Here is a 25,427-nt window from a genome sequence, read left to right on the forward strand (position 1 = left end):
TATGTTTAAGAAAATCCTTATAGCAAATAGAGGAGAAATTGCAGTTAGAATCATACGAGCCTGCCGTGAGCTTGGGATTTCTACAGTAGCAATTTATTCTGAAGCAGACAAGGAAGCCCTTCATGTAAAATTAGCAGATGAAGCTTATTGTATAGGAAAAGCATCTCCAAAGGACACTTATCTAAATATAAATAGCATAATAAATATAGCTCTTCATTCAATGTCTGATGCCATTCACCCAGGATACGGGTTTCTTTCGGAGAACTCAAATTTTGCAAAAGCCTGCGAAGATTTTAATATATGCTTTATGGGTCCTGATTATAGAATAATAGATAAATTGGGAGATAAAGCTAATGCCAGAGCTACAATGAAAGCGGCGGCAGTTCCAATTGTAGCAGGAACAGAAGGTGAAATAACAAAAGTAAACAAGGCATTAGAAATTGCAGAGAAAATAGGATATCCTGTTATAGTAAAAGCCTCCGCTGGGGGAGGTGGAAAGGGAATGAAAGTAGCAAGAAGTAAAGAAGAACTTGAACATGCAGTAAAAACAGCTCAAAAGGAAGCTGAAAGCTATTTTGGAAGCCCTGCAGTTTATTTAGAAAAATATTTGGAAAACACAAGGCATATAGAAATACAAGTTATAGGAGATAACTATGGGAATGTTGTACATTTAGGAGAAAGAGATTGTACAATTCAGAGAAGACATCAAAAACTTTTGGAAGAAGCGCCATCTCCTGCATTAGGAAGAGAGCTTAGGCAGCAGATTGGCAATGCGGCTATAAGAGCTTGCAAGGCTGTCAATTACAATAGTTTAGGAACAGTAGAATTCCTATTAGATGAGGATGATAATTTTTATTTTATGGAAATGAATACAAGAGTGCAGGTAGAACATGGAGTAACAGAAATGACAACGGGTATAGATTTAATAAAAGAACAGATATTAGTGGCTCAAGGAGAAAGGCTATCTTTTTCTCAAAAAGATATAAATATTGTTGGATGCGCCATTGAATGTAGAATAAATGCAGAGAATCCATATAAAAATTTCATGCCGTGCCCAGGAAAAGTTATTAATTATATAGTACCAGGAGGTATCGGTATAAGAATAGATAGTGCTGTGTACAGTGGATATAGCATTCCCCCATTTTATGATTCAATGATATCAAAGATTATTGCCTGGGGAAGAGATAGAAATGAGGCAATTGAAAGAATGATAAGAGCCTTAGATGAATTTATTATCGAAGGCATCGATACTACGGTGGATTTTCATAAAAAATTAATGAAAGATGAAATTTTCAAAAGCGGAAAATTCAATACAAAATTTCTAGAAACGCACGATATATTATAAATTAAAATGATTACATAATTATCATTGATAGTTTGTGACTCTAATTTCATGCATCATAGAACTAAAGAAAACTATCAATTAAATAATTGTGTAATTTTTGTTTTATAGTGGAAAGGAGTAATAGTTAATTCTATTAAAAAACCTATCTTTATATCTATAGTAATAAACAATAAAATAAATAAAAAATCTTTCCTGGTTTGTATTGAAAAAATAACATAATTGTAATAAAATTGATATGTGATGCAATCGGTTGCATGATTTATGTAAAAGGAGGGGTATATTGAAAAAAAATAAAAAAATACTGAGTCTTCTTATGACCATCATTTTTCTAATCAGTTTTGCACCAAAGAGTTTGATTTATGTTAATGCTGCAGATAGTATTAAAAGCACAGTAATCAATTCTGATGGTACTGTTACTTTCAATTATCAAGGTGATGGCAGCGAAACAAAGGTAATAGTAAAAGGATCTTGGGATCAAAATTGGACACCAGTTCAAATGATAAAAGGGTCAAACAATGTTTGGTCAGCTACAATAACACTACCTAAAAAGGCTTTGTACCAATATGGAATATGTACTTGGTCACCTACTACAAAAGATCAAAGTAACGGCGATTGGAAAGGTGATCCGCTAAATTCAATTAAAGCAGCAGATGGAAATCCGCTGTTAGTAATGAGTCCTATAATAAACAATGATGATACTATAACATTTTATTATGTGAGTAAAGGAGATGAAACAAAAGTAATAGTAAAAGGCTCCTGGGATGCTAACTGGTCGCCAGCTGAGATGCAAAAGGATGCAACTAATACAAATCTTTGGTATAAGACTCTAAAGTTATCTCCTGGAAGCTATGAATATGGAATATGCACTTGGTCTCAAACAACAAAGGACCAAACCAATGGAGATTGGCAGGGAGATCCACTTAATATAAATCCTAAGGGAGGAAATCCTGTTGTAAATGCTCCATCAGAATTTCAGAGCATTACAGTAAACGATAACAGAACTGTTACTTTCAAGTTTCAGGGAGATGGCAATACAAATTCTGTAAATCTAGCTGGGGATATGAATGGGTGGAGTTCATCGGTCACACCTATGACAAAGGGAGAAAATAATATATGGTCAGCAACAACATCCCCAATAAATCCAGGTAAGCATGAATATAAATTTGTTTTAAACGGAAGCAATTGGATTACAGATCCACAGAATCCTAATAAATCCTCAGGTGGAAATTCTCTTGCATATATTTCAGGCTTTTACGCTATAAATGCTTTAGGACAAGTCCAGCAGAATACAACAACTCAAGTGTCAGGTATAAAATTAAATGCAGATGGTACAGATTTAACACTAACAGGTGTTAATTGGAGCGTATCTCCCAGCAGTTTAGCCTCAATAGATTCAAACGGAAATCTTCAGGCTAAAGCTTTACCTTCTAATGCAGATAATGGAACCGTTACCATAACAGGAGAAAAAGATGGAATTACAGTTACTAAAGATATGAGTGTAGTAAGAGAATTAAGTGAGCAGCCAGGGGGTAAAGAAGTAGTTCTGGTTGGAGATATACAAACAGTTGCAGGAGCAAGCTCCTGGGCGCCAGCAGATACTAAGACTAGAATGCTCTATCAAGGAAATGGATTGTACAAAATAACTCTAAAAAATGTGCCTGTAGGAAATTATCAATATAAAGTAGCAATTGGAGGCTCTTGGGCTGAAAACTACGGCGCCAATGGAGCTTCTAACGGAGGCAATATATCTTTAACTGTTCCTAGCGCTGAAGATGTAACTTTTCTATATTCTGATAATACACATCTAATAGTTGATACTACCACTTACGTTATGGCAACTCCTAAACTATCAGGAATGGATGTGCCAGAAAATGCTATAATGCAGGATTACAATTTAACAGGAGTATACAGCTGCAAGATTGCATTAACAGAAGGAGTTCACAGCGATTTGGTTATAGCCGATGGAGCAAAGAAAATAAACGTACCTCCAATAACTATAAAAGATACTTCTAAGGAGGTTACCATAAATTATGATGCTGGAACAGAGATAGTATTTAATGATTTATCAAGTGATAAACTGGATATTTCAAGCTTATACTTCGATTCTAAGGACTCAAATTATAAATCCATTTACGGAGCAGTACCAACCAATTCAAAGATTACTTTCAATTTACGAGCTAAAAAAGATGATTTAACTGCTTCAAAGCTTGTAATTTTATCAGGATCTGGAGCTCAAGTTATTGATATGCAGAAAAATGGTACCTTTACTTCTGACGCAAATAATCAATATGATAAATGGACAGCAGATTTTAAACCAACCGCAATCGGTATGTATCAATACTATTTTGTTGCAATTAAAGGATCAGATGTAAAAGCTTATGGTGATGATGATGGATACTATGGTACTGGCAAAGCTGATGATTTAGGGAAGGTTGGAAAATATGATTTAAATGTTTATGATGAAAATTTTAAAACCCCTGATTGGTTAAAAAATGCTGTAATTTATCAGATTTTTCCAGATAGGTTTTTCAACGGAGATACCAGCAATGATTATGCTGAAACCGAAGCAAGAGGAGATATTTCCTATGAAAATGTGAACAACTGGTATTCAGTACCTGAAGATCCTGATATTGAGTATGAAAAAGACTCAGATGGGAATATTAAGAAAGATTCAAATGGTAAGCCTATTATAAATCCAAACTACAAGGGGAATGTTGGAGATGGACAATGGAATAATGATGTATATGGAGGGGACTTAAAAGGAATACAGGATAAGCTAAATTATTTGAAGGCTTTAGGAGTAAATACTTTATATATTAATCCAATATCTGAAGCAAGTTCAAATCATAGATATGACACTAAGGATTATTCTCAGGTTGATCCTATGCTAGGTCATATGGATGATTTTATAAGTCTTGTAACAGCAGCTCATAAAATGGGTATGCATTTAATCCTTGATGGTGTATTTAATCATGTGTCTGATGACTCAAATTACTTCGATAAATATGGCAAGTATATACAATCAGGAAAACCTATAGGTGCATATCAATATTGGTCAAGAGTATATGATTTGATGAATAAGCAAAGCATTAATGAAGAGGATGCAGAAACAAAGGTGGAAGCTGATTTTAAGGCACAGGGAATAACAGATTTTCATTATAAAGATTGGTTTATTGTTAAAAATCAAAAAGACCAATCAGGTTACTATGAATATAATGGATGGAACGGCAATGATTCTATGCCAGAAATTCAAGCCTTAAATAATTCAGAATACAATGTATCCTCTTGGGCAAATGACATAATTGATGGGCAAAATTCGGACTCTGAATATTGGTTAAATGAAGGCAGCGATGGTTGGAGGCTTGATGCTGCAGACAGTGTTTCAGATGATACTTGGAAGCATTTCAGACCTGCAATTAAAAATTCTAATTCCCAAGATGTTATAATAGGAGAAATTTGGGGAGACTCTTCAAAATATCTTCTCGGAAACATGTTCGATTCTGTAATGAATTATAGATTTAGGGGAGCTATTCAGGAATATGTTACAGGTTCGGGAGATGCTGTACAGGCTACTAAAGATCTTGAAAAAATAAGAGAACAATATCCAAAGGAAGCTTTTGAAGTTTTAATGAACATAGTGGATTCTCATGATACAGAAAGGATAATATCAGATTTAGATGGAGTTGGAAACGATAAAGAAGTAGCTCCAGATCCATCAGAGGATGCACTTGCAAAAATGAAGCTTGTTCCTTTTATACAAATGACATATCCAGGTGCACCTACTATTTATTATGGTGATGAGCTTGGAACACCTGGGTCTGCAGATCCTGATGACAGAAGAGCTATGGCGTGGGGAAAAGGAAATAAAGATCTAGTTAATTGGTATGCTAAGCTTGCTAATATTAGAAATTCTTATTCTGTTTTGAGAACAGGAGATATGGTTCCTATTGAAGTAAGCAGCGATTATTCCAGTGATGTATTAGCTTATACTAGAAACGATTCTTCTAATCATGCCATAGTGATAGCGAATAGAAGAACTTCCGATATAAATGGATTAAAAATAAATGTATCAAGTATACCAGAAGGAACAGTACTAACAAATGCTTTAGATAGCAGCGAAAAATTTGCAGTAAATAATGGTGCTGTGACTATTAATGTTCCAGCTGAGTCAGGCGTAATTTTAGTGGCTAATTATACTAATGTAACTGTAGATCAAGCAAACTTAAAGGATGCATATGATACAAGTTATATAGTTAGTGAAAAAATAAGAGTGTCAGGTATAACTATAGATTCTTCAATTTCATTACAAGTGGGAAAAACAGGTACTCTTACAGCTAAGGTTAGCCCAGAAAATTCTACATTAAAAAATGTGAGCTGGATATCTAGCGATGATAAAATTGCCAAGGTGGATAGCAATGGTATTGTTACAGCCATAGGAGAAGGAACAGCCTATATAACTGCAACTACGGTAGATGGGGGATATAAGTCTACTTGCAAGGTAACGGTAACTAAAGTGAGCAGCAATGCTGAAAATGCTGGGACTGGAGGCGGTGACGCCACAGTTCAGAACAGTACAGTTAATTTAAATGAAGCTAATCTTCCTAAAACAGGAACTATTATAGATAGTTCAGTACTTATTGCATTGGGCTCTTCAATGCTTATATTTGGGCTTATAATAGTTTTATTACCTACTAAAAGACGAAAAATAAAATAAAAATCTTGATTTATATAAAAAATTGTGATATTGTTAAGAAGAACTTAAATTAATGGTAATTAATGCAACACAATATGTTTCAATTAGTATTAAAATTAGTATATTAATATAGAAATTTTATTAGTGGGTTATTACAATCAGTTTAAGAATAATAAAATTTCGGAGGTACACATTCATGAATGGTACAGTAAAATGGTTTAATTCAGAAAAAGGCTTTGGATTCATTACAGGAGAAGACGGAAAAGATGTTTTCGCACATTTTTCTCAGATCAAAGTAGATGGTTACAAAACACTTCAAGAAGGACAAAAAGTTTCTTATGAAGTAGTTGAAGGACCAAAAGGACCTCAAGCTGAAAACATTACTACTCTTTAGTAAGTAAAGTTTATCCCTTAAATAGTTAATCTATTTAAGGGATTTTTATTTTTTATCAACATTCTTTCAAGAAATAGCCTAGCTATTAAATTGAAGCCCTTTTTTCCATCTGCCTCTAATAAAACGAGTCAAAAGAAGAATAAATCTAGTTACATTATCTGCTACCATGCATAGCCAGACTGCATTTAATCCAAGTTTAAATATTGATATACAGAGGAGTGTAGATATAATTCTAATGCCCCACATGCTGAATACTGAAAAGAAGAAAGGGGTTTTTGTATCTCCAACTCCATTGAAAATTCCTTCTAAGATTATAAGGGATCCGAACATTGGCTCTGAAATGGCAACTATTCGCAAAGCTGAAGCTCCAGAGTGAATAACGGTTGTATTTTCAGTAAAAATAGACATCATCACATTCGGAAATAGAAATAATATTCCACCTGTTATGGACATGACAGTTACAGCCATTATTATTGTTACTGATGTTCTATGCAGCTTTTTCTCATTTTTCTCACCTACAGCATTCCCAGCAAGAGTGGCTGCAGAGGCTTGCATACCATATCCAGGTATATAAAAGGCTTGCTCAGCGGTTAATGCTATGGAATGAGCCGCAAGAGCAACCGTACCTAATCTTGTAACCAGCGATGTGAAAACTACTTGACCAAGGAAAGTTGCAATACGTTCCAAAGAAACTGGAAAGCCAACTCTAATACATTTGTACATAATAGGTTTATTTATTCTTATTTTTTCGCCTTTAGGTGAAACTATTTTGTTTTTATAAAGTGCAATAAACATTAAAAAGCCGCTTATGCAGTAAGAGACAGCGGTTGCTATTCCGGAACCTACCACCCCTAATCCTGCACCGTATACAGTTAAGTGAAAATTGCCAAAGGTTACATTCCTAGTAGGATAAATCAACAAAAAGTTTAAAATTATATTGATTATATTCATAAACAAATTAACAATCATAGGAGTTTTCATATCTCCTGTGGCACGAAGCTTTGCTTTATCATATTTTTTTTGCTCCAATAGAAGCAGATATATATGCTAGGGCTCCAATTCCCATGGCGGAAAGAGGACTGTTTATTAACCAAGTTACTGTGGTTGTAAGTCATACAGCAGCAGAAGCTTCAGCACCTATCCGGCCTACCATTGTAGAGTCAGCATATTGAACTATAGTTTGTAGAGCTTGTTCAACAATTGAAGGCCACGCTAAAGCAACAATTGTAATCACCATATTTTTGCTATCATATAAGTATTTTCGAGTATTAATCATATTAGTTCAACCTCATGTTATTGTAGTAATGTTTTGCAATTGATATAATAAGGGGTATAGTAACTATATAGTCAAGCGGTTTAGAAAGATGAGCGATAAAATATATTTTACCACAGGTGAATTGGCAAATATGCTAGGAGTAACAAAGCAGACAGTAATTTACTATGATAGGATTGGCCTTATATCTCCTGCTAAAAGAGGGGAAAAAGAATATAGGTATTATACTTTGGAACAGGCAGATGAATTGGATTCCATTTTAACTTTTAGGAATCTTGGCGTATCTATTAAGATGCTAAAAGAATATTTAAGTGAAAGAAACGCTGAAAGATGCATAGAAATGCTAAAAAAGCAAAAGGATAAAGTAGATATGGAAATTCAGAAGCTAGATAGGATTCGAAAAAAAATTGAAGGAAGATCAAAATTGCTAGAACAGGTTATCAAAGTGAAAGACTTTAAAAAAGTTGAGATTTCTGCTTATGAAACAGATCTTTTAAGCACACTTACTAATTTGGATAGAGATGAATATATGAAACTTATAGCTATACAGGTATGCAAGCATTAGTTTTGAATAAAAATTATTCTTCATGTCACTACTATTATTATATTTGAAGTGATTTTTAAGGCTATGTTTTAAAATATTGATGGAGATTTTGCTTTTTTAGAAACTTATCAATATTTTTAGGCATAGTCATTTTTGCGTGAATAAGATTATAAAAATTTAATTGACTTTTCTTTGCTTTATAATTGTTATACAATAATTAAATGGTGTAAATTTGCCACTAAAAATGTACTAAGGATGGGAGAGTGAAAAATTTTGACTACAGATATGACGAAAGGAAAGATTTCTAGGCATTTAATTAAATTTGCTATTCCTTTAGTTCTTGGAAATTTATTTCAGCTTACTTACAATGCAGCAGATTCTATAATAGTAGGTAAGTATGTTGGAACTAATGCTTTAGCAGCAGTAGGTACAGCTAATCCTATTATGAATATTATAATGTTTCTTATAATAGGAATTTGTATGGGAGCTTCTGTGTTAATGAGCGAATATTTTGGGGCAGGAAATATAAAAAAGCTTAAGAGAGAAGTTTCAACAACTATGGTGGCTGGATTCATATTTACTGTATTTATAATAATAACTTGTGTGATACTTACAAAACCCATTTTAAAGCTGATAAGAACTCCAGAAGAAATTATTCCTGATGCGTCCAATTACCTTAGAATCATATTCTTTGGATTGATTTTTACTTTTTTGTATAATGTTTATGCTGCAGCTCTTAGAAGTATTGGTGATTCAAAAACGCCGCTTAAGTTTCTTATCATATCTTCAATTTTGAATGTAGTAATGGATTTTATTTTTGTAGTAGGACTAAAATTAGGAGTAGAGGGATCTGCCATTGCTACAGTAACAGCAGAGATGTTTTCAAGCTTATTCTGCATAGTCTACGTTCATTTTAAAGTACCGCTTCTAAAGTTTTCAGTAAAAGAAATGATTATTGATAGAAGTTTGTTAAGAAACACTATAAATTACAGTTGGGTCACAGCTATGCAGCAAACTTGCTTATATGTTGGAAAAGTCTTTGTCCAAGGTGCGGTAAATCCGTTGGGAGTAGAGGCTATAGCTACTTTTAATGCTGTAAACCGCGTAGATGATTTTGCATTCGCACCGGAGCAAAGTATAAGTGCAGCTATGACTACTTTCTTGGCGCAAAACCGCGGAGCTAAAAAAAAGGAACGTATAAAACCTGGATTATGGTCTGGAATGCTTATAGAAACTATATATTGGCTATTATTGGCTGGAATAGTTTACTTTGGAGCGAAAGGATTGATGCAGCTTTTTGTACCTGAAAAAAATTCTAAAGTAGTAGAACTTGGAGTAATGTATTTGCACATGATGGCCTTTTTCTATTTGCTTCCAAGTTGGACAAATGGTATTCAAGGATACTTTAGAGGTATGGGAGATTTGAAAATTACGCTAATTTCAACATTTATGCAAATGGTAGGAAGAGTAGCGTTTTCCTACATACTAGCACCTAAAATGGGAGTGGCGGGAATAGCCATTAGCTGCCTTGGAGGTTGGATAGTCATGCTTGCTTTTGAAGTACCATTTTTTATTAGGCATAGGAAATCAATGCTTTAGCAAATTAGTTTGTAGGAAGATTTATCCTATACAAATAGATTTTTAATAATTTTAAGATGGCTTTGCAAAAAAATAAAAAAATTTTTATGTTTCAAAATTTAAAGTGTTATTAAAAATAAATTAAGCTGTTAATAAATTAACTTATGAATATGACAAAAAAATGTTAATATATGCGGTTGGAAATACTAATAATATAATGGATTTAATAAGAGTATTTATATATCGCTAAACATTTATTAAGGTTTAAACTAGTAAATATCAATATTTATGAAGAAAATTCTGATATGCTAAATAAATTTCACATATTATTTTTTGCAATTATAACAGAGAAACTAATTAACAATAACAGCTTAATAAAAAAATGTAATCCTATTCTTTTTTACGCAAAAAAATGTTCACGTTAACAATTTAACTATTGTTTTTTTGTTTTGGCTATATTATAATGAACTTGTTGGTTTATGTTAACGTGAACAATAAGCAATTTTAGAAATTGGAGGTAGAGGTTAAATTATGAAAAAGTTTATGGATGAAAACTTTTTACTATCTAATGACACAGCAATAGATTTGTATCACAACTATGCTAAAAATATGCCAATTATAGATTATCATTGTCATATTAATCCAAAAGAAATCTACGAAAATAAAAAGTTTAAAAACATTACAGAGGTATGGCTATATGGTGATCACTATAAGTGGAGAGCTATGAGAAGTAATGGTATAGATGAAAAATATATTACAGGTGATTCTAGTGACTACGAAAAGTTTTTAGCTTGGGCTAAAACAATACCAATGACTATAGGAAATCCTCTTTATCATTGGACACATTTAGAGCTTCAAAGATTTTTCGGAATATATGATGTTTTAAATGAAGAAACTGCTCCTGCAATTTGGGAAAAGGTAAATGCTCTTATAACAAGTGAAGGCTTTGCAGTAAGAGATTTAATTAAGAAATCTAATGTTGATACTATCTGTACTACAGATGATCCAGTAGATTCACTTGAGTATCATTTAAAGCTTAAAGAAGATAACACTTTCTCAGTAAAGGTTCTTCCAGCTTTCCGACCAGATAAATGTATAGAAATAACTAGAGCTACATTTCTTCCATGGATTGAAAAACTTGGACAGGTATCTGGCAAAGAGATTAATAATTATGATGAATTGTTAGAAGCTTTGGAATCAAGGGTTAGATTTTTCCATTCAGTTGGATGCAAAGTTTCAGATCATGCATTAGATTCAGTAGTATATGCAGAAGCTACAAAAGAGGAAGTAGCATCTATATTTGCTAAAGTTTTAAACGGACAGGTTATAAGCAAAGAAGAAGAAAGCAAATATAAGACTTATACATTAAAATTCTTTGGAAAGCTATATGCAGAATTGAAGTGGACAATGCAGCTTCATATTGCAGCATTGAGAAATAATAATACAAAAATGTTCAATAAGTTAGGAGCAGATACTGGTTTTGATTCAATAAATGATGAAACAATAGCTTATGCTCTTTCAAGACTTCTGGATTCATTAGAAGTAGAAGATTCTCTGCCAAAAACTATATTATATACATTAAATCCAAAAGATAACTATGTGTTAGGAACTATGCTTGGAAACTTCCAAGGCAGCGGAATTCCAGGAAAAATTCAGTTCGGATCAGCTTGGTGGTTCAATGATAATAAAGAAGGAATGATAGAGCAAATGAAAACTCTAGCTAACCTTGGACTTCTAAGCAGATTTGTAGGAATGTTAACTGACTCAAGAAGTTTCTTATCCTATACTAGACATGAATATTTTAGAAGAATAGTGTGCAATCTAATCGGTGAGTGGGTTGAAAATGGAGAATTTCCTGATGATAAAAAACTTCTTGGACAAATTATTCAGGGAATATCCTATAATAATGCAAAACAATATTTTGGCATGTAATATATAAATTATTAGTGCAATTATTAACGTGTGCGTAATAAAAATTAAAATATTTCGTTGTTATTAAGCGCACGTTAGCCTAATATAATTATAAGTTTATTTAAATTAGTATTTAATATGATTTTTTAGTATGAAAACGTTATTTGCAATAATTAATAAAAAACAAAAAAACTTGGTATTAATTAGCTTAGCTAATAAATTATAAACTAAAAGGAGAAAAAAACATGAAAAAACTAAGCTTGAAAGAAAAGATTTCATATGGTTTTGGTGATTTTGGAAACGGCTTCATGTTCGATTTAGGTCAGGCATATCTTTCAAAATTCTTTACTGATGTATGCGGCATACCAGCTGCAATGGCAAAAAATATATTCGTATTTACTAAAATATTTGATGCCTTCATGGATCCAATAGCGGGATCAGCAGTAGATTCAAAGAAGCCAGGCAAATATGGCAAATTTAGACCTGTAATGATGATTTCTAGTATAATACTTGCTGCACTAACAATATTCACATTCACTATGCCTGATATGTCATTAACACAAAAATTAGTATATGCTTATGCTGCATATATGATATGGGGACTTGTATATTCCTTTACTAATGTACCTTATGGTTCTTTGGCTTCTGTTATGACTCAAGATGTTGAAGAGAGAAGCCAGTTGGCTACATTTAGACAGACTGGTTCTTTAGCAGCACAGCTAATAACAGGTGTTGCATTTGTACCTATACTTATACATTTTTCAAATCCTAGAATAGGTTATCCTGTAGCAGCTACTATTATGGCTCTAATAGGAATAATATCATTCTTTATATGTTTTAAAAATACTAGAGAATATATTCAGCCTGCAGCAAAGGTTAAAGAAAAAATGACTTTTGCGGATTACAAAAGAGCTATATTCCACAACAAACCTCTTATAGCACTAATTATAATGACTTTATTTACAATCTCAGCTATGAACGCTAACAATCAAATGATGATATATTATTGTCAATATGCTCTTGGAAATGTAAAACTTCAGCCAGTAATAAATACAATAATGATTGGCTGTTCAATATTGGGTATTGCAGCAATTCCAAAGCTTGTTGCTAAATTCGGCAAAAAGAAAACAGCAATGATAGGATTTGTCATAGGCATAACCGCAGATGCGTTGAATTTTATATTGCCAGCTAATATATATGTATTTACTATATTGGTTACAATAGGGTACGCTGGACTAGCTATACCAAATGGCGTAACTTGGGCATTCGTTTCTGATGCAATTGATTATGGTGAATGGCATACTGGAACAAGAAGAGAAGGTATAACTTATGCTGCATTTAACTTCTCAAGAAAAATAGCTCAGTCAATAGCAGCTTACGTTACATTAGGTGCATTGAGCTTAACTGGTTATGTAGCTAACGCTCATCAGACTGCTAAAACTATATTAGGAATGAAAGCTGTTATGGCTTTATATCCAGCAGTTGCGTTAACTATAGCTGCTATAGTTATAGCAATAATGTATAATTTAACTGATGATAAGTACAAAGATATAGTTAAAGATTTACATGAAGGTAAATTTGAAGCAACAAAATAATACTATTGCTTAAATTGAAGGCTGTTGATGAATGAGTTTTATCAGCAGCTTTTAATTCTTAAAAATGGCTAATTTCGTCACAAATTATATAAAACCACTAAACATTGACTTAATCGCCTTTTTAGTATAGTGTACTATAAAAAAATATGTTATTATTTTAAATAGATACATATAATTTAGAAAGAGGCGGACACTATGAGCGTAACTATAAAGGATATTGCAAAGCTAGCTAATGTATCACATACTACAGTTTCTAGGGCGCTTAATAACAGCCCATTAATAAATGATGAAACAAAGCAAAGAATTAGGGCTATAGCTCAGGAACTAAATTATGTTCCTAATTATAATGCGAAAAGCTTGGTATTAGATAAATCATATACTATAGGATTGTTTTTCTCTAGTATTAGTCAGGGTACTTCACCTGGTTTTTTCTTCGAAACAGTTAAAGGGGTAAGCAGCACTATAGAAGAAAATTATAATTTAGTTGTAAAAGGCATAGATAGTTATGAAGACTTTATACCTATCAATAATAAGAGATTTGATGGTATCATATTAATGAGCCAAAGCGAGAATGACAATGCATTTATTTACCATGTATTGAACAGTAAGATTCCACTTGTTGTTTTAAATAGAGAAATTGAAGTTAATTCATTGGCAAATATTTTGTCGGACGATAGAGAAGGAGCATTTAAGGCAGTTAAATGTTTGATTGATAATGGACATAAAAACATTGCAATAATTGAAGGAAAAGAAGATTTTAAGTCAACTAAAGAGAGAAAAGAAGGATACTTAAAGGCTATTATTGAGAATAAATTGCCTGTATATAGTGAATATATGATAAAAGGTAATTATGATATGAAGAGTGGATATGAATGTATGAAGAAATTACTAAGCCTTAAAAATGTACCTACTGCTGTATTTTGTTCAAATGATGATATGGCTATAGGCGCTATTAAAGCTGTGTTTGATAGTGGACTAACTGTACCTAAAGATGTTTCAATTGTAGGTTTTGACAACATTGGTTATTCTCAGTACTCTACCCCATCTTTAACTACCGTAAAAAGACCTATGGAAGAGATAAGCATTGAAGGTGGAAAAAAGATGATAGATATAATTAATCAGGTAAGTTACGAAGGAGAAAAGATATATATTAAAACAGAATTAATAAAAAGAGAGTCAGTAGCTAAATTAGATTCTAAATAGAAACTTATTTAGCTTAGTGACTTGTAGTATGAGAAAAAAGAAAACCATAAAAATATTAATTTAGATTTATTTTTTAAAACGCATTGTTAACGTGTGCATAAGATGATATAATGTATAAGGAAACTACATTAATGGAATCTTATAAATAAAGAAGAAAATATAAAAGGCATGATAATGCACACGTTAACGGAATGAATGGAGGAAAATTATAATGAAACTTAACAAAGAGTCCTATAAGGAATACAAAACTTATCCTGAAAAAGTAGTGCAATTTGGAGAAGGAAACTTTCTTAGAGCTTTTGTAGATTGGCAAATAGATAAAATGAATAAAGAAGCTGGTTTTAACGGAAGTGTAGTAGTAGTTCAGCCATTAGCTAATGGATTAGTTAATATGCTTAATAATCAAGATGGATTATATACACTATACTTAGAAGGAATAAAAGATGGAAAAGCTATAAGAGAGCATTCTGTTATAAATAGTATAAGCAGAGGAATCAATCCTTATACACAATACGATGAATATTTAAAAGTGGCAACTCAGCCTGAAATAAGATTTATAATTTCAAATACAACTGAAGCTGGAATAGCTATGGAAGAATCAGATAAACTTGAGGGCGGAGTACAATCCAGTTATCCTGGAAAATTAACAGCATTTTTATATAACAGATTTAAGCATTTTGATGGAGATAAGAGCAAAGGGTTAATAATAATTCCATGTGAACTTATAGATAGAAATGGCGAAAAACTAAAGAAAATAGTTTTAGAGTATGCTAAACTATGGAATTTAGGTGAAGAATTTGTTACTTGGATAAATGAAGCTAACACTTTCTGCTGCAGCCTTGTTGACAGAATAGTTCCAGGATACCCAAGAGATAGAATAAATGAAATACTAGCTGAATTAGGATATGAAGATAATTTGGTAGATGTTGGTGAACAGTTCCATTTGTGGGTAGTTGAAGGACCAGAATGGATAAAGAAAGAATTCCCGGTGGATGAAGCTGGATTAAATATAAAATTTGTAGAAGATATGACTCCATATAGAACAAGAAAAGTTAGAATACTTAATGGTGCACATACTGCTTTAGTGCCAGTTTCTTATCTTTATGGCTTGGAAACAGTTGGAGAATCAGTAGATCACGAGGTTATAGGTAAGTATATAAAGGATGTAATATATGAAGAAATAATTCCTACTTTAGATCTTCCAGAGGATGAATTAAAATATTTTGCTGGAGCTGTTCTTGAAAGATTTATGAATCCATTTGTAAAACATTACTTAATGAGTATAGCATTAAATTCTATGTCTAAGTATGAGACAAGAGATCTTCCAAGTTTAACTGAGTATGTAAATAGAAAAGGAGAACTTCCAAAGAAACTTGTTTTCTCTCTAGCAGCTTTAATTGAGTTCTATAAAGGAAAAAGAGGAACCGAGGATATAGCGCTTAAGGATGATGAAGATATATTAAATCTATATAAGTCATTATGGGCAAACTATGATGGAACTGAAGCAGGATTAAAAGAAATAGTTACTTCAGTTTTAGCATACGAGAAAAACTGGAAGAAGAATCTTAATGAAATTCCAGGGCTTACAGATGCAGTTACTAAATATCTAGTTTCTATAGAAAAGTTAGGAATTAAGGAAGCACTTAAGGAAGTTATGTAACTTATAGAAAGTATGAGGTGATTCCATGAAAAATTTTATAAAAATAAATAGTGATGATAATGTGGTGGTTGCACTTAGCGATATAAAAAAGGGAGATACTATATCTGTGGATAACGCAGATATAGTACTTAAAGAAGATGTGAATAGAGGTCACAAAATATCATTAATAGATATAAGCACAGGGGGAAATATTGTAAAGTACGGTTTTCCTATAGGTCATGCAATTAAAGATATAGCTCAAGGAGAATGGGTTCATACTCACAATGCTAAGACTAATCTTGAAGGCATAAAAGACTATTCTTTCAATCAACATCTTTTTAAAAGTATGTTTTCTAATGTAAATAAAACTTTTAAGGGCTATAGAAGAAAAAATGGAGTTGGAATAAGGAATGAATTATGGATAGTTCCTACTGTAGGCTGCGTTAATGGTATTGCTGATAAGATTATGGAAAGATTCAAAAAAGAAATTGGAGAATTGGCTATAGATAATACATTGGTCCTAAAGCATAATTATGGCTGTTCTCAACTTGGCGATGATCATGTGAATACTAGAACTATACTTGCTGATGCAGTTAGACATCCTAATGCTGGTGGAGTATTAGTATTAGGATTAGGCTGTGAAAATAATAATATGGTGGATTTTCAAAAGGCAGTAGGAGACATAGATGAAACAAGAATAAAATTCATGATAAGTCAGAAGGTTTCTGATGAAATAGAAGAAGGTGTAAAGCTTCTAAAAGAATTATATGACAACATGAAAAATGATAAGCGAGAAGATGTGTCTCTATCTGAACTTAAAGTTGGTCTTAAATGCGGAGGATCAGATGGGTTTTCTGGAATAACTGCAAATCCTCTTCTTGGTAAGTTTTCTGATTTCCTTGTAGCCCAAGGTGGAACAACAGTATTGACTGAAGTCCCTGAAATGTTTGGAGCAGAGACTCTTCTTATGGCTAGGGCTGAAAATGCGGAGGTATTTGATAAAATAGTGCACCTAATTAATGATTTTAAGGAATATTTTATAAAATATGATCAGCCAATATATGAAAATCCATCACCAGGAAACAAAGCTGGTGGAATAACAACTCTTGAAGATAAATCTTTAGGCTGTACTCAAAAAGCTGGTTCAGCTACAGTTAAGGATGTTTTAAAATATGGCGAAACCCTTAAGACAAGAGGCTTAAATCTTTTAAGTGCTCCAGGAAATGATTTGGTAGCGGCATCAACATTAGCAGCAGCTGGATGTCAGATGGTACTATTTACAACAGGAAGAGGAACTCCATTTGGAAGTTTCGTTCCTACTATGAAAATATCTACTAATTCACAGCTATATAATTTTAAAAGAAATTGGATAGATTTTAATGCTGGAAGTCTTGTAGAAGATAAATCCATGGAAGATTTGTTAGAAGATTTTATAGCTTATATTATAAGCGTAGCCAGTGGAGAATTTGTTAATAATGAAAAAAATGATTTTAGAGAAATAGCTATATTTAAATCTGGAGTAACGCTATAATAAAATGGTAGTTATTTATATAGGGAGGAAATAGAATGAAAAGAATAGAAACTATACAGAAAATAGTAGAAGCTGGTGTTGTTGCTGTAATAAGAGGAGAATCTAAGGAGCAAGCAATAAAAATAATAGATGCTGTTAAAAAAGGTGGAATAAAAGTATTAGAAATTACTATGACAGTGCCAGGCGCAGTGGATATAATAAAAGAATTATCCGAAATATATAAGGATGAGGACGTTATTATAGGTGCAGGTACAGTACTAGATTCAGAGACAGCAAGAGCTTGTATATTAGCAGGATCAAAATTTATAGTTAGTCCTTATTTTGATGTAGAAACTGTAAAGTTATGCAATAGATATAGAGTGCCTGTTATGCCAGGAATTATGACAGTTAAAGAGGCAGTAGAAGCTCTTGAGTATGGAGCAGAGGTATTGAAGGTATTTCCAGGAAATGCTTACGGTCCTTCTATTATAAGTTCATTTAAGGGACCTCTTCCACAAGCTAATTTTATGCCAACCGGTGGCGTTAATCTAGATAATGTTAAGGACTGGATTAAATCTGGAGCTGTAGCTGTGGGAACTGGCGGAGATTTAACTAAAGGCGCAAAGACAGGTGATTACGAGTTAGTTACTAAAACTGCAGCACAGTTTGTAGAAGCAGTAAACAGGGCTAGAGGTAATAACTAAAGGAAGGTGTTATTTGATATGAAGGAAGTTTTAACTTTCGGAGAAACCATGATTGTTATGAGTCCCGATTCAAATGGCCCTTTAAGGTATGTTAACAGCTTTAATAAATCTATAGGCGGAGCAGATTCTAATGTTGCCATTGCACTTGCTAGATTAGGTCATAGCGCAGGATGGTTTTCAAAGCTGGGAAATGATGAATTTGGTAAATATGTTTTAAATACCGTTCGTGGTGAAGGCGTAGATGTTTCCAAAGTAAGATTTGATGATGAAGCTAGTACTGGACTTCTTTTTAAGGAAAGATTCAACAATGATAATCCTAATGTATATTATTACAGAAAGAATTCAGCTGCCAGTAGATTAAATATAGAAGACATGGACTTAGATTATATAAAAGATACAAAAATTATTCATATAACTGGTATAACTCCAGCACTATCTAAAAGTGCTAGAGAAGTAGTTTTTAAAGTGATTGAAGTCGCGAAGCAGAATGGAGTTATGATTTCCTTTGATCCAAATATAAGATTAAAACTTTGGACAATTGAGGAAGCGAAACCAGTGCTTTTAGAAATTGCTAAGGCTTCGGATATAATATTCCCAGGCAATTCAGAAGGTGAACTGCTTTTAGGAACAGCTGATGAAAAGGAAATAGCTGATAAATTTCTTGCTATGGGTTCTAAGATTGTAGCTGTTAAGCTTGGCGCCGATGGCTGCTATGTAGCTGATAATAAAACAACTAACTACGTAAAGGGCTTTAGAATAGAGAATCCAGTGGATACTGTAGGCGCTGGAGATGGTTTTGCAGCTGGATTTTTATCAGGTGTATTAAAAGAACTTTCACTAGAAGAGTGCGGAATCTTAGGTAATGGTGTTGGGGCCATGGCTACCCTTGTAAAGGGCGATATGGAAGGATTCCCTTACTATGACCAATTAATGCAGTTTATGGGCAAAAAGAAAAAAATAGATAGGTAATAAATGTAACAAAGAGCTTGAATTTCATTCAGGCTTTCTTTTTTTGTCTTAAGAAACATGAGGTATTACACTTGCGTATGTATTTTAGTTATATATGTTATAAGAAAAAGAATACTTACTATTAATTAACTTGTTAATGGAAGTATATGAAATATTATGATATATTAAAAATATATTCATATACTGGAGGAAATACAGATGCATGAAAAGATTTTAGTAGTAGATGACGAAGAAAATATAGTAAACGTTATAAGCTATGCTTTAAAAAAAGAAGGTTATACCGTAGAAGGTTCTTATGATGGAAGGGATGCATTGAATAAAATGAAGGAATTTGTCCCTGATATTATAATTTTGGACTTAATGCTGCCAGAGGTAAATGGCTATGATATATGCAAAAAAATAGAGGATGAGGGAATTGGAATAATAATACTTACAGCTAAAAATGATATCGTGGACAAGATATTAGGGCTGGAATTAGGAGCGGATGATTATCTTACTAAGCCTTTTGATATAAGGGAAGTGATTGCTAGGGTAAAATCATTATGTAGAAGAGTTAAAAGATTAAGAAAGGAAATGCCAAGTAATGATGTGATTAAGATAAATGATATGGTGGTGCATGCAAAGCAGAGAAGTGTAACTATAAATGATGTAAGAGCTGATTTTACAGCTATGGAATTTGATTTGCTTTACCTACTTATCTCAAATCCTAATATAGTTTATTCCAGGGAACAGCTATTGGATAAAGTATGGGGAATGGATTATATAGGTGGGACAAGAACTGTGGATACTCATATACAAAGAATAAGGAAGAAATTAAGCTTAGATTATCAATATATTATCCAGACAGTTCATGGCATAGGTTATAAAGGAGTGAGCGACACTATTGAAGGTAGGGATTAAGTTAAAGCTAATAGCATTTACTACATTTCTTTTGATTATAGTAATATCCTTTTTGAGCTTTTTTGTATTAAACGGAATAAAGCAATATCAAAACAAGCAAGCAGAAGATACTTTATTTAATCAAAAGGACATGTTTGAACAGTATATTTCTGAAAGGGCTAGCAGTAACAATGACAAAGTAGAACTGGTAAGAGGAAGCATCTTTAATAAACCATGGCTCAGGACTATACCAAGCAATATATATGATATTAATGGAGAATTGCTCTCTGGATTTCAAACGGACAGCAGAACCAATGAAAATAAAGATAAAGAAATTATGCTTAAATATGCTATAGAAGGTAAGGTGTCCTATGAAACAAGCAATGGAATTATATATTTCTATTCCCCTATAAAATATAAAAATAAAACAGTTGTATTATTGGAGCTTCAATATCCAATAAAGGATAACTTAAGCTTTTATGAAAGCATAGAAAAGATGTTTTACATAATAGGTGCATTATCATTATCTATTGGTGTCATGCTAGGAATAGTATATTTTTGGGGACTTACACGGGATATATATATTATGAAAAATTCTGTGGAGAGTATTCAAAAAGGTGAATTCAAGGCTGTTAGAAAGATTAAGCGTCAGGATGAGCTTGGTCAATTAAGCAGCGGGATATGCTTGATGAGTAACACAATAGAAAAAAATATTGAGGAACTGAGAGTTGAGAGAGATTATTTGAGCAGAGCTGTTGACAAATTAAGAAAAATGGACGAACAACAAAAAGAATTTATAGGGAATATAACTCATGAATTTAAAACCCCTATCACTTCTATTAGAGCATATTCTGATCTTATGACTATGTATGAGGATGATATAAATCTAATCAAAGAGGGAAGTAATAGTATCTCAAAAGAGTGCCAAAGGTTAACTGATATGGTGGACAGGGTATTAAAGATAGCTGCTGTAGAAAAGTATGATTTTGAAATAGAGAAGAGTGAAATCAATATAAAAGAAGTGATAATTTCTATTGTAAAAAGAATGATGGGAAAAATAAAAAGAAATAACCTTACTTTGGAATGCAATATGGAGGATGCTGTGATTAGCTGTGATGAAGAAAGCTTAAATCATATAATAGTAAACATATTAGATAATGCAATTAAATACAGCAGGGACAACGGATGTATAAAAATTAGTTGCCACAAAGAAGAAAATAAGGCAATTTTACAAATCAGCGATAATGGTATTGGTATAGATGAGAAGTCTTTACCAAATATATTTCAGGCTTTTTACAGATCAGAACAGCATAGAAGCAGAAAAACCGGAGGTGTAGGTTTAGGATTGGCATTAGTAAAAAAATTAGTAGAAAAACAAAATGGAGTTATAAATGTTGAATCTGCATTGAATGAAGGAACAACATTTTCTATAGAGTTTTTTACAATAAGTTGACAAAACTGTGACATTGCTTAATAATCCTGTGAAAAAAATCTGATAAAATTAATTTATAAAGAAAAGGAGGGAAACGAGATGAACAAGAAAAAAATTTTATCAGTTTTATTAACTACCATGCTTATAGTTGGAGTTAGCGTATTTGCCAGCAAAGAAAATAATAATAGTCATGGTGGAAGCAATAAAAACATAAAGGTATTAAATTATAAACCGGTATCAAAAGCAGAGACTATTAAAGTAAATGGCTTTCAAATTGATAAGTACGAAAATCAAGATATTATTGACTGGATAAGTGATAATGAAGCACTGACATTTCATGAGCAGTATGTGGATTCAGCTAATTTTCATGTAGGCTACTGCAGTGTTTATAATTTGACTACAAAAACTTCTAAGGATTATAAAAATGTTGAGATTGCCAACTATATGGGAATATCTCCAGATAAGAAATACGTATTATATAAAGAAAAGAGATTTGTTCCAGAGGATAAGGTTCAATGGCAAAAGGAGTTGGATTCGGGAAGGTTATTACATGCCAATTTAAAACTTCTTAATTTAGCTACTGGAGAAATTACGGATGTAAAAACAGAAAATGATAACAAGGATGCTGAATTTAAGTGGATCAATAATAATGCTATAATGGCTAACTATTTTGATAAATGGGAAATAATAGATACCACAGGCAAGTTGTTAGATCAAGCGAGTTATGAAAATAACAAATACGCCTATCCTTCGATTTCTGGATTAGATAACATAAAACAGACTGATGATGGTTTTGAAGGAAGGCTGTATTACACTTCCAGTATAAGGGGAACGGCAGAGTCAAAATTAATGAGCATGGATATTAAATCTAAAAAGATTAAGACAATACTTCCTGCTTCTGATAAATATTTTCATGCTGATGAAAAATCAGATACCATTATAATGGACACTACGAATAATAATGGTCCAGCCAATTCTAAAGGAGTTTTCGAAAATAGAACCTTTGGAGCTCAGGTATTAGATACTACAGGAAAAGTTCTTAGAAATATTGAATTGCCTAAAGGAAGAATTGATGATAGCAAAGATCTACCCAAGGAATACACTCTTTCACCAGACGGAAGCAAAGCCGTCTATATAGAGAAAAATACTGATATAGGTGACGCTTCAGTTTATAAGAAAAAGGGAGTAGAAGCTGTACTTAAGGTTATAGATACAAAGACTGGTGAAGTAAAAAATATAGTTTCTGCAGAGGACATAGAAAAACAAATTCAACTAAGGGAGGATCAGAGACCTATACTAACTGGAGATTATTCCTATTTTGATAATCTCATCTGGAGCAGTGACAGCAACTCCTTATCCTTCAATTATGAACTGGGGAATAAAGTCAATAGTTATATAGTTAGTTTCGATAATATAGATTAAATTTGGATGTGATTAATTGTGGTAAACCTGGAACACTATAAAATATTCTACTATGTGGCAAAATATAACAGTATTACTCTCGCAGCTAAAGAGCTTTTTATAACTCAGCCTGCTGTGAGTCAAGCAATAAAGCAATTAGAAAATTCTATAGGTGGAACTTTATTTTACAGAAATGCAAAAGGAGTAAAATTGACTCCAGAAGCAGAAGTTTTGTATAGATATGTTTCTATGGGATATGAATATTTATCTTTAGGTGAAAAAAAGTTCCAAGAATTGCTGGCTTTAGAAGAAGGAGAAGTTAGGATAGGGGCAAGCGATATGACTTTAAAGTTCTACCTGCTTAAATACCTAGAAAAATTTCATAATCTATATCCTAAAATAAAGGTTAAGGTTACCAATGCTCCAACTCCAAGTACATTAGAATATTTGTTTGAAGGAAAAATTGATTTTGGTATAGTTACCGGTCCGGTAGAAGAAGATAAAAATTTAAATATATATCCTGTGGAGATGATTCAAGATATATTTATAGCAGGCAATAGGTACGAAAGTTTAAAAAATAAAACTATAAATATAAGAGAATTAAAAAATTATCCTATTATTTCTCTAGAAAAAGGAACCAGTACGAGAAACTATATGGACAATTTTTTTCAGGATGACAACTCTGACTTTAATGTGGAGTTTGAACTAGCTACTAGCGATTTAATTGTAGAATTTACTGCAAGAAACTTAGGCATAGGCTTTGTGGTGAAAAACTTTGCTAAAGAGCTTATGGAAAAAGAAAAATTATTTGAAATAAAACTAGAAAATCCTATAAAAGAAAGGAATATATGTGTAGTAACTAATGATAAAAACCCCATTTCACCAGCTGGAAAGAAATTACTGGATTTATTAGTTACATAATTTATACTTATATTAATCATAAATATTATTAATTTTATTTATATAGCCTTTTATGATACCATAATTTTGTTAATTAATTATTGTATTTTAGGAGGTATTTTTTATGGTTAAAGCTGTAGTTGGTGGAAATTGGGGAGACGAAGGAAAAGGTAAAATTACAGATATGCTATCGTGCAATTCAGATATTGTAGTCAGGTATCAGGGAGGAGCTAATGCAGGGCATACTATAATAAATAATTACGGCAGATTTACACTTCATCTTTTGCCATCAGGAGTTTTTAATAAGGGAGTAACAAATATTATCGCTCAAGGAGCAGCTTTAGATTTATATAAGTTATTTGAAGAAATTGATAAACTCACAGAAGAAGGACTAGACTTTCCTAATATTTTAATATCCGATAGAGCACAGGTTGTTATGCCATATCATATATTGTTTGACAGATTGGAAGAGGAAAGATTATCCTCGAAAAGTTTTGGATCTACCAAATCAGGTATTGCTCCATTTTATTCGGATAAGTATCTAAAGATAGGAATACAAGTCTGTGATTTATTTTATGATGATATTTTAAAAGAAAAAATTCATTTGAATTGTGAACTAAAAAATAATGCATTAAGGAACTTATATAAATATAATCAATTAGATGAAAAGAAAATCTATGAGGAAATTGTAAGCTATAGAGAAAGATTAAAACCTTTGGTATGTGATACTGCATTATTTTTAAATGAAGCCGTAAAACAGGGTAAAAACATCCTTTTGGAAGGGCAGCTAGGAGCACTAAAAGACCCTGATAACGGAATATATCCATTTACCACTTCCTCATCTCCTCTAGCTGGATTTGCTGCAGTAGGGGCAGGAATAGCACCTCATTTTATAAAAGAAATCATAACTGTAGTAAAAGCTTATTCCTCTTGTGTAGGAGCAGGAGCTTTTGTAACAGAAATTTTTGAAGATGAAGCTCAAGAACTAAGAGATTTAGGAGGAGATAAGGGTGAATACGGAGCAACTACTGGCAGGCCTAGAAGAGTTGGATGGTTCGATTCAGTAGCCACAAAATATGGATGCATGCTTCAAGGAACCACAGAGATAGCATTGTCTCTTATGGATGTTTTGGGTTATTTAGACAAGATTCCTGTATGTACTGCTTATGAAATAGATGGGCAGATTACAAAAAGCTTTCCTACGACTCCTAAACTTAATAAAGCAAAACCTATATATGTTATGTTAGATGGATGGAAATGCGATATAAGTGGTATAAAAAATTTTGAAAACTTGCCTTACAATGCAAAAAAATATATAGAATTTATAGAAGATGAATTAGGCTATCCTATAAAAATAATATCTAATGGCCCAAAGAGAGAGGATATCATTTATAGATAAAACTTCATTCAGTTGGAGAGGCTATGTTTTAAAATGGTGATCAAGGCCTTTATCAACA

At 32.4% G+C, this 25,427-nt stretch carries 19 protein-coding genes; 17 read left to right on the forward strand and 2 right to left on the reverse strand.

Annotated elements, in window-relative coordinates; genetic code table 11:
* Position 1: 1 nt before the first annotated feature.
* The 3 genes from IAI10_RS12085 (at position 2) to IAI10_RS12095 (ending at position 6,432) form a co-directional block, all read left to right on the forward strand.
* The gene (locus tag IAI10_RS12085) at positions 2-1,345 is read left to right on the forward strand and encodes an acetyl-CoA carboxylase biotin carboxylase subunit (RefSeq protein ID WP_315673525.1); all 1,344 of its coding nucleotides are present in this window, start codon (positions 2-4) and stop codon (positions 1,343-1,345) included.
* Between the two features lie 280 nt (positions 1,346-1,625).
* Entirely contained in the window at positions 1,626-6,059 is a 4,434-nt protein-coding gene (locus IAI10_RS12090; protein WP_315673526.1) for an alpha-amylase family glycosyl hydrolase, read from the forward strand.
* Positions 6,060-6,234: 175 nt separating this feature from the next.
* Complete coding sequence (locus tag IAI10_RS12095) at positions 6,235-6,432, forward strand: cold-shock protein (RefSeq protein ID WP_315673527.1); 198 nt, start codon at positions 6,235-6,237, stop codon at positions 6,430-6,432.
* 78 nt (positions 6,433-6,510) lie between these two features.
* Here the strand turns inward: IAI10_RS12095 and IAI10_RS12100 are convergent, their stop codons facing one another.
* Both IAI10_RS12100 and IAI10_RS12105 read right to left on the reverse strand, forming a co-directional pair.
* Entirely contained in the window at positions 6,511-7,401 is an 891-nt protein-coding gene (locus IAI10_RS12100; protein ID WP_315673528.1) for an MATE family efflux transporter, read from the reverse strand.
* 142 nt (positions 7,402-7,543) lie between these two features.
* Positions 7,544-7,708 (reverse strand): hypothetical protein, encoded by a 165-nt coding sequence (locus IAI10_RS12105; protein ID WP_315673529.1) that lies wholly within the window; start codon positions 7,706-7,708, stop codon positions 7,544-7,546.
* Positions 7,709-7,796: 88 nt separating this feature from the next.
* Between IAI10_RS12105 and IAI10_RS12110 the strand changes: the two genes are divergently transcribed.
* The 14 genes from IAI10_RS12110 (at position 7,797) to IAI10_RS12175 (ending at position 25,369) form a co-directional block, all read left to right on the forward strand.
* Entirely contained in the window at positions 7,797-8,270 is a 474-nt protein-coding gene (locus IAI10_RS12110; protein WP_315673530.1) for a MerR family transcriptional regulator, read from the forward strand.
* A gap of 252 nt (positions 8,271-8,522) precedes the next feature.
* Positions 8,523-9,848: an MATE family efflux transporter gene (locus IAI10_RS12115; protein WP_315673531.1), complete on the forward strand. Its 1,326-nt coding sequence runs from the start codon at positions 8,523-8,525 to the stop codon at positions 9,846-9,848.
* A gap of 510 nt (positions 9,849-10,358) precedes the next feature.
* Entirely contained in the window at positions 10,359-11,759 is a 1,401-nt protein-coding gene (gene uxaC, locus IAI10_RS12120) for a glucuronate isomerase (protein ID WP_315673532.1), read from the forward strand.
* A gap of 224 nt (positions 11,760-11,983) precedes the next feature.
* Positions 11,984-13,333 (forward strand): glycoside-pentoside-hexuronide (GPH):cation symporter, encoded by a 1,350-nt coding sequence (locus IAI10_RS12125; protein WP_315673533.1) that lies wholly within the window; start codon positions 11,984-11,986, stop codon positions 13,331-13,333.
* Positions 13,334-13,528: 195 nt separating this feature from the next.
* Entirely contained in the window at positions 13,529-14,536 is a 1,008-nt protein-coding gene (locus IAI10_RS12130) for a LacI family DNA-binding transcriptional regulator (RefSeq protein ID WP_315673534.1), read from the forward strand.
* Between the two features lie 211 nt (positions 14,537-14,747).
* Positions 14,748-16,196 carry a tagaturonate reductase gene (locus IAI10_RS12135; protein WP_315673535.1) on the forward strand — a complete coding sequence of 483 codons (1,449 nt, stop codon included), beginning with the start codon at positions 14,748-14,750 and terminating at the stop codon, positions 16,194-16,196.
* A gap of 25 nt (positions 16,197-16,221) precedes the next feature.
* Positions 16,222-17,706 carry an altronate dehydratase family protein gene (locus IAI10_RS12140; RefSeq protein ID WP_315673536.1) on the forward strand — a complete coding sequence of 495 codons (1,485 nt, stop codon included), beginning with the start codon at positions 16,222-16,224 and terminating at the stop codon, positions 17,704-17,706.
* A 35-nt stretch (positions 17,707-17,741) separates the two neighbouring features.
* Positions 17,742-18,389, forward strand: a complete 648-nt coding sequence (locus tag IAI10_RS12145) for a bifunctional 4-hydroxy-2-oxoglutarate aldolase/2-dehydro-3-deoxy-phosphogluconate aldolase (RefSeq protein ID WP_315673537.1) — start codon at positions 17,742-17,744, stop codon at positions 18,387-18,389.
* Between the two features lie 18 nt (positions 18,390-18,407).
* Positions 18,408-19,358, forward strand: coding sequence for a sugar kinase (locus IAI10_RS12150; protein ID WP_315673538.1), 951 nt, complete (start codon positions 18,408-18,410; stop codon positions 19,356-19,358).
* A gap of 198 nt (positions 19,359-19,556) precedes the next feature.
* Positions 19,557-20,258 carry a response regulator transcription factor gene (locus IAI10_RS12155; protein ID WP_315673539.1) on the forward strand — a complete coding sequence of 234 codons (702 nt, stop codon included), beginning with the start codon at positions 19,557-19,559 and terminating at the stop codon, positions 20,256-20,258.
* Positions 20,242-21,690 carry a HAMP domain-containing sensor histidine kinase gene (locus tag IAI10_RS12160; RefSeq protein WP_315673540.1) on the forward strand — a complete coding sequence of 483 codons (1,449 nt, stop codon included), beginning with the start codon at positions 20,242-20,244 and terminating at the stop codon, positions 21,688-21,690. Before IAI10_RS12155 ends, IAI10_RS12160 begins: the two co-directional genes overlap by 17 nt.
* Positions 21,691-21,768: 78 nt before the next feature.
* Complete coding sequence (locus IAI10_RS12165) at positions 21,769-23,091, forward strand: hypothetical protein (RefSeq protein ID WP_315673541.1); 1,323 nt, start codon at positions 21,769-21,771, stop codon at positions 23,089-23,091.
* An 18-nt stretch (positions 23,092-23,109) separates the two neighbouring features.
* Entirely contained in the window at positions 23,110-23,991 is an 882-nt protein-coding gene (locus tag IAI10_RS12170; protein WP_315673542.1) for a LysR family transcriptional regulator, read from the forward strand.
* Between the two features lie 103 nt (positions 23,992-24,094).
* The gene (locus tag IAI10_RS12175) at positions 24,095-25,369 is read left to right on the forward strand and encodes an adenylosuccinate synthase (protein WP_315673543.1); all 1,275 of its coding nucleotides are present in this window, start codon (positions 24,095-24,097) and stop codon (positions 25,367-25,369) included.
* The last annotated feature ends 58 nt before the right edge of the window (positions 25,370-25,427 follow it).

The organism is Clostridium sp. 19966 (genome assembly GCF_032335695.1).
Lineage (GTDB): Bacteria > Bacillota > Clostridia > Clostridiales > Clostridiaceae > JACTOJ01.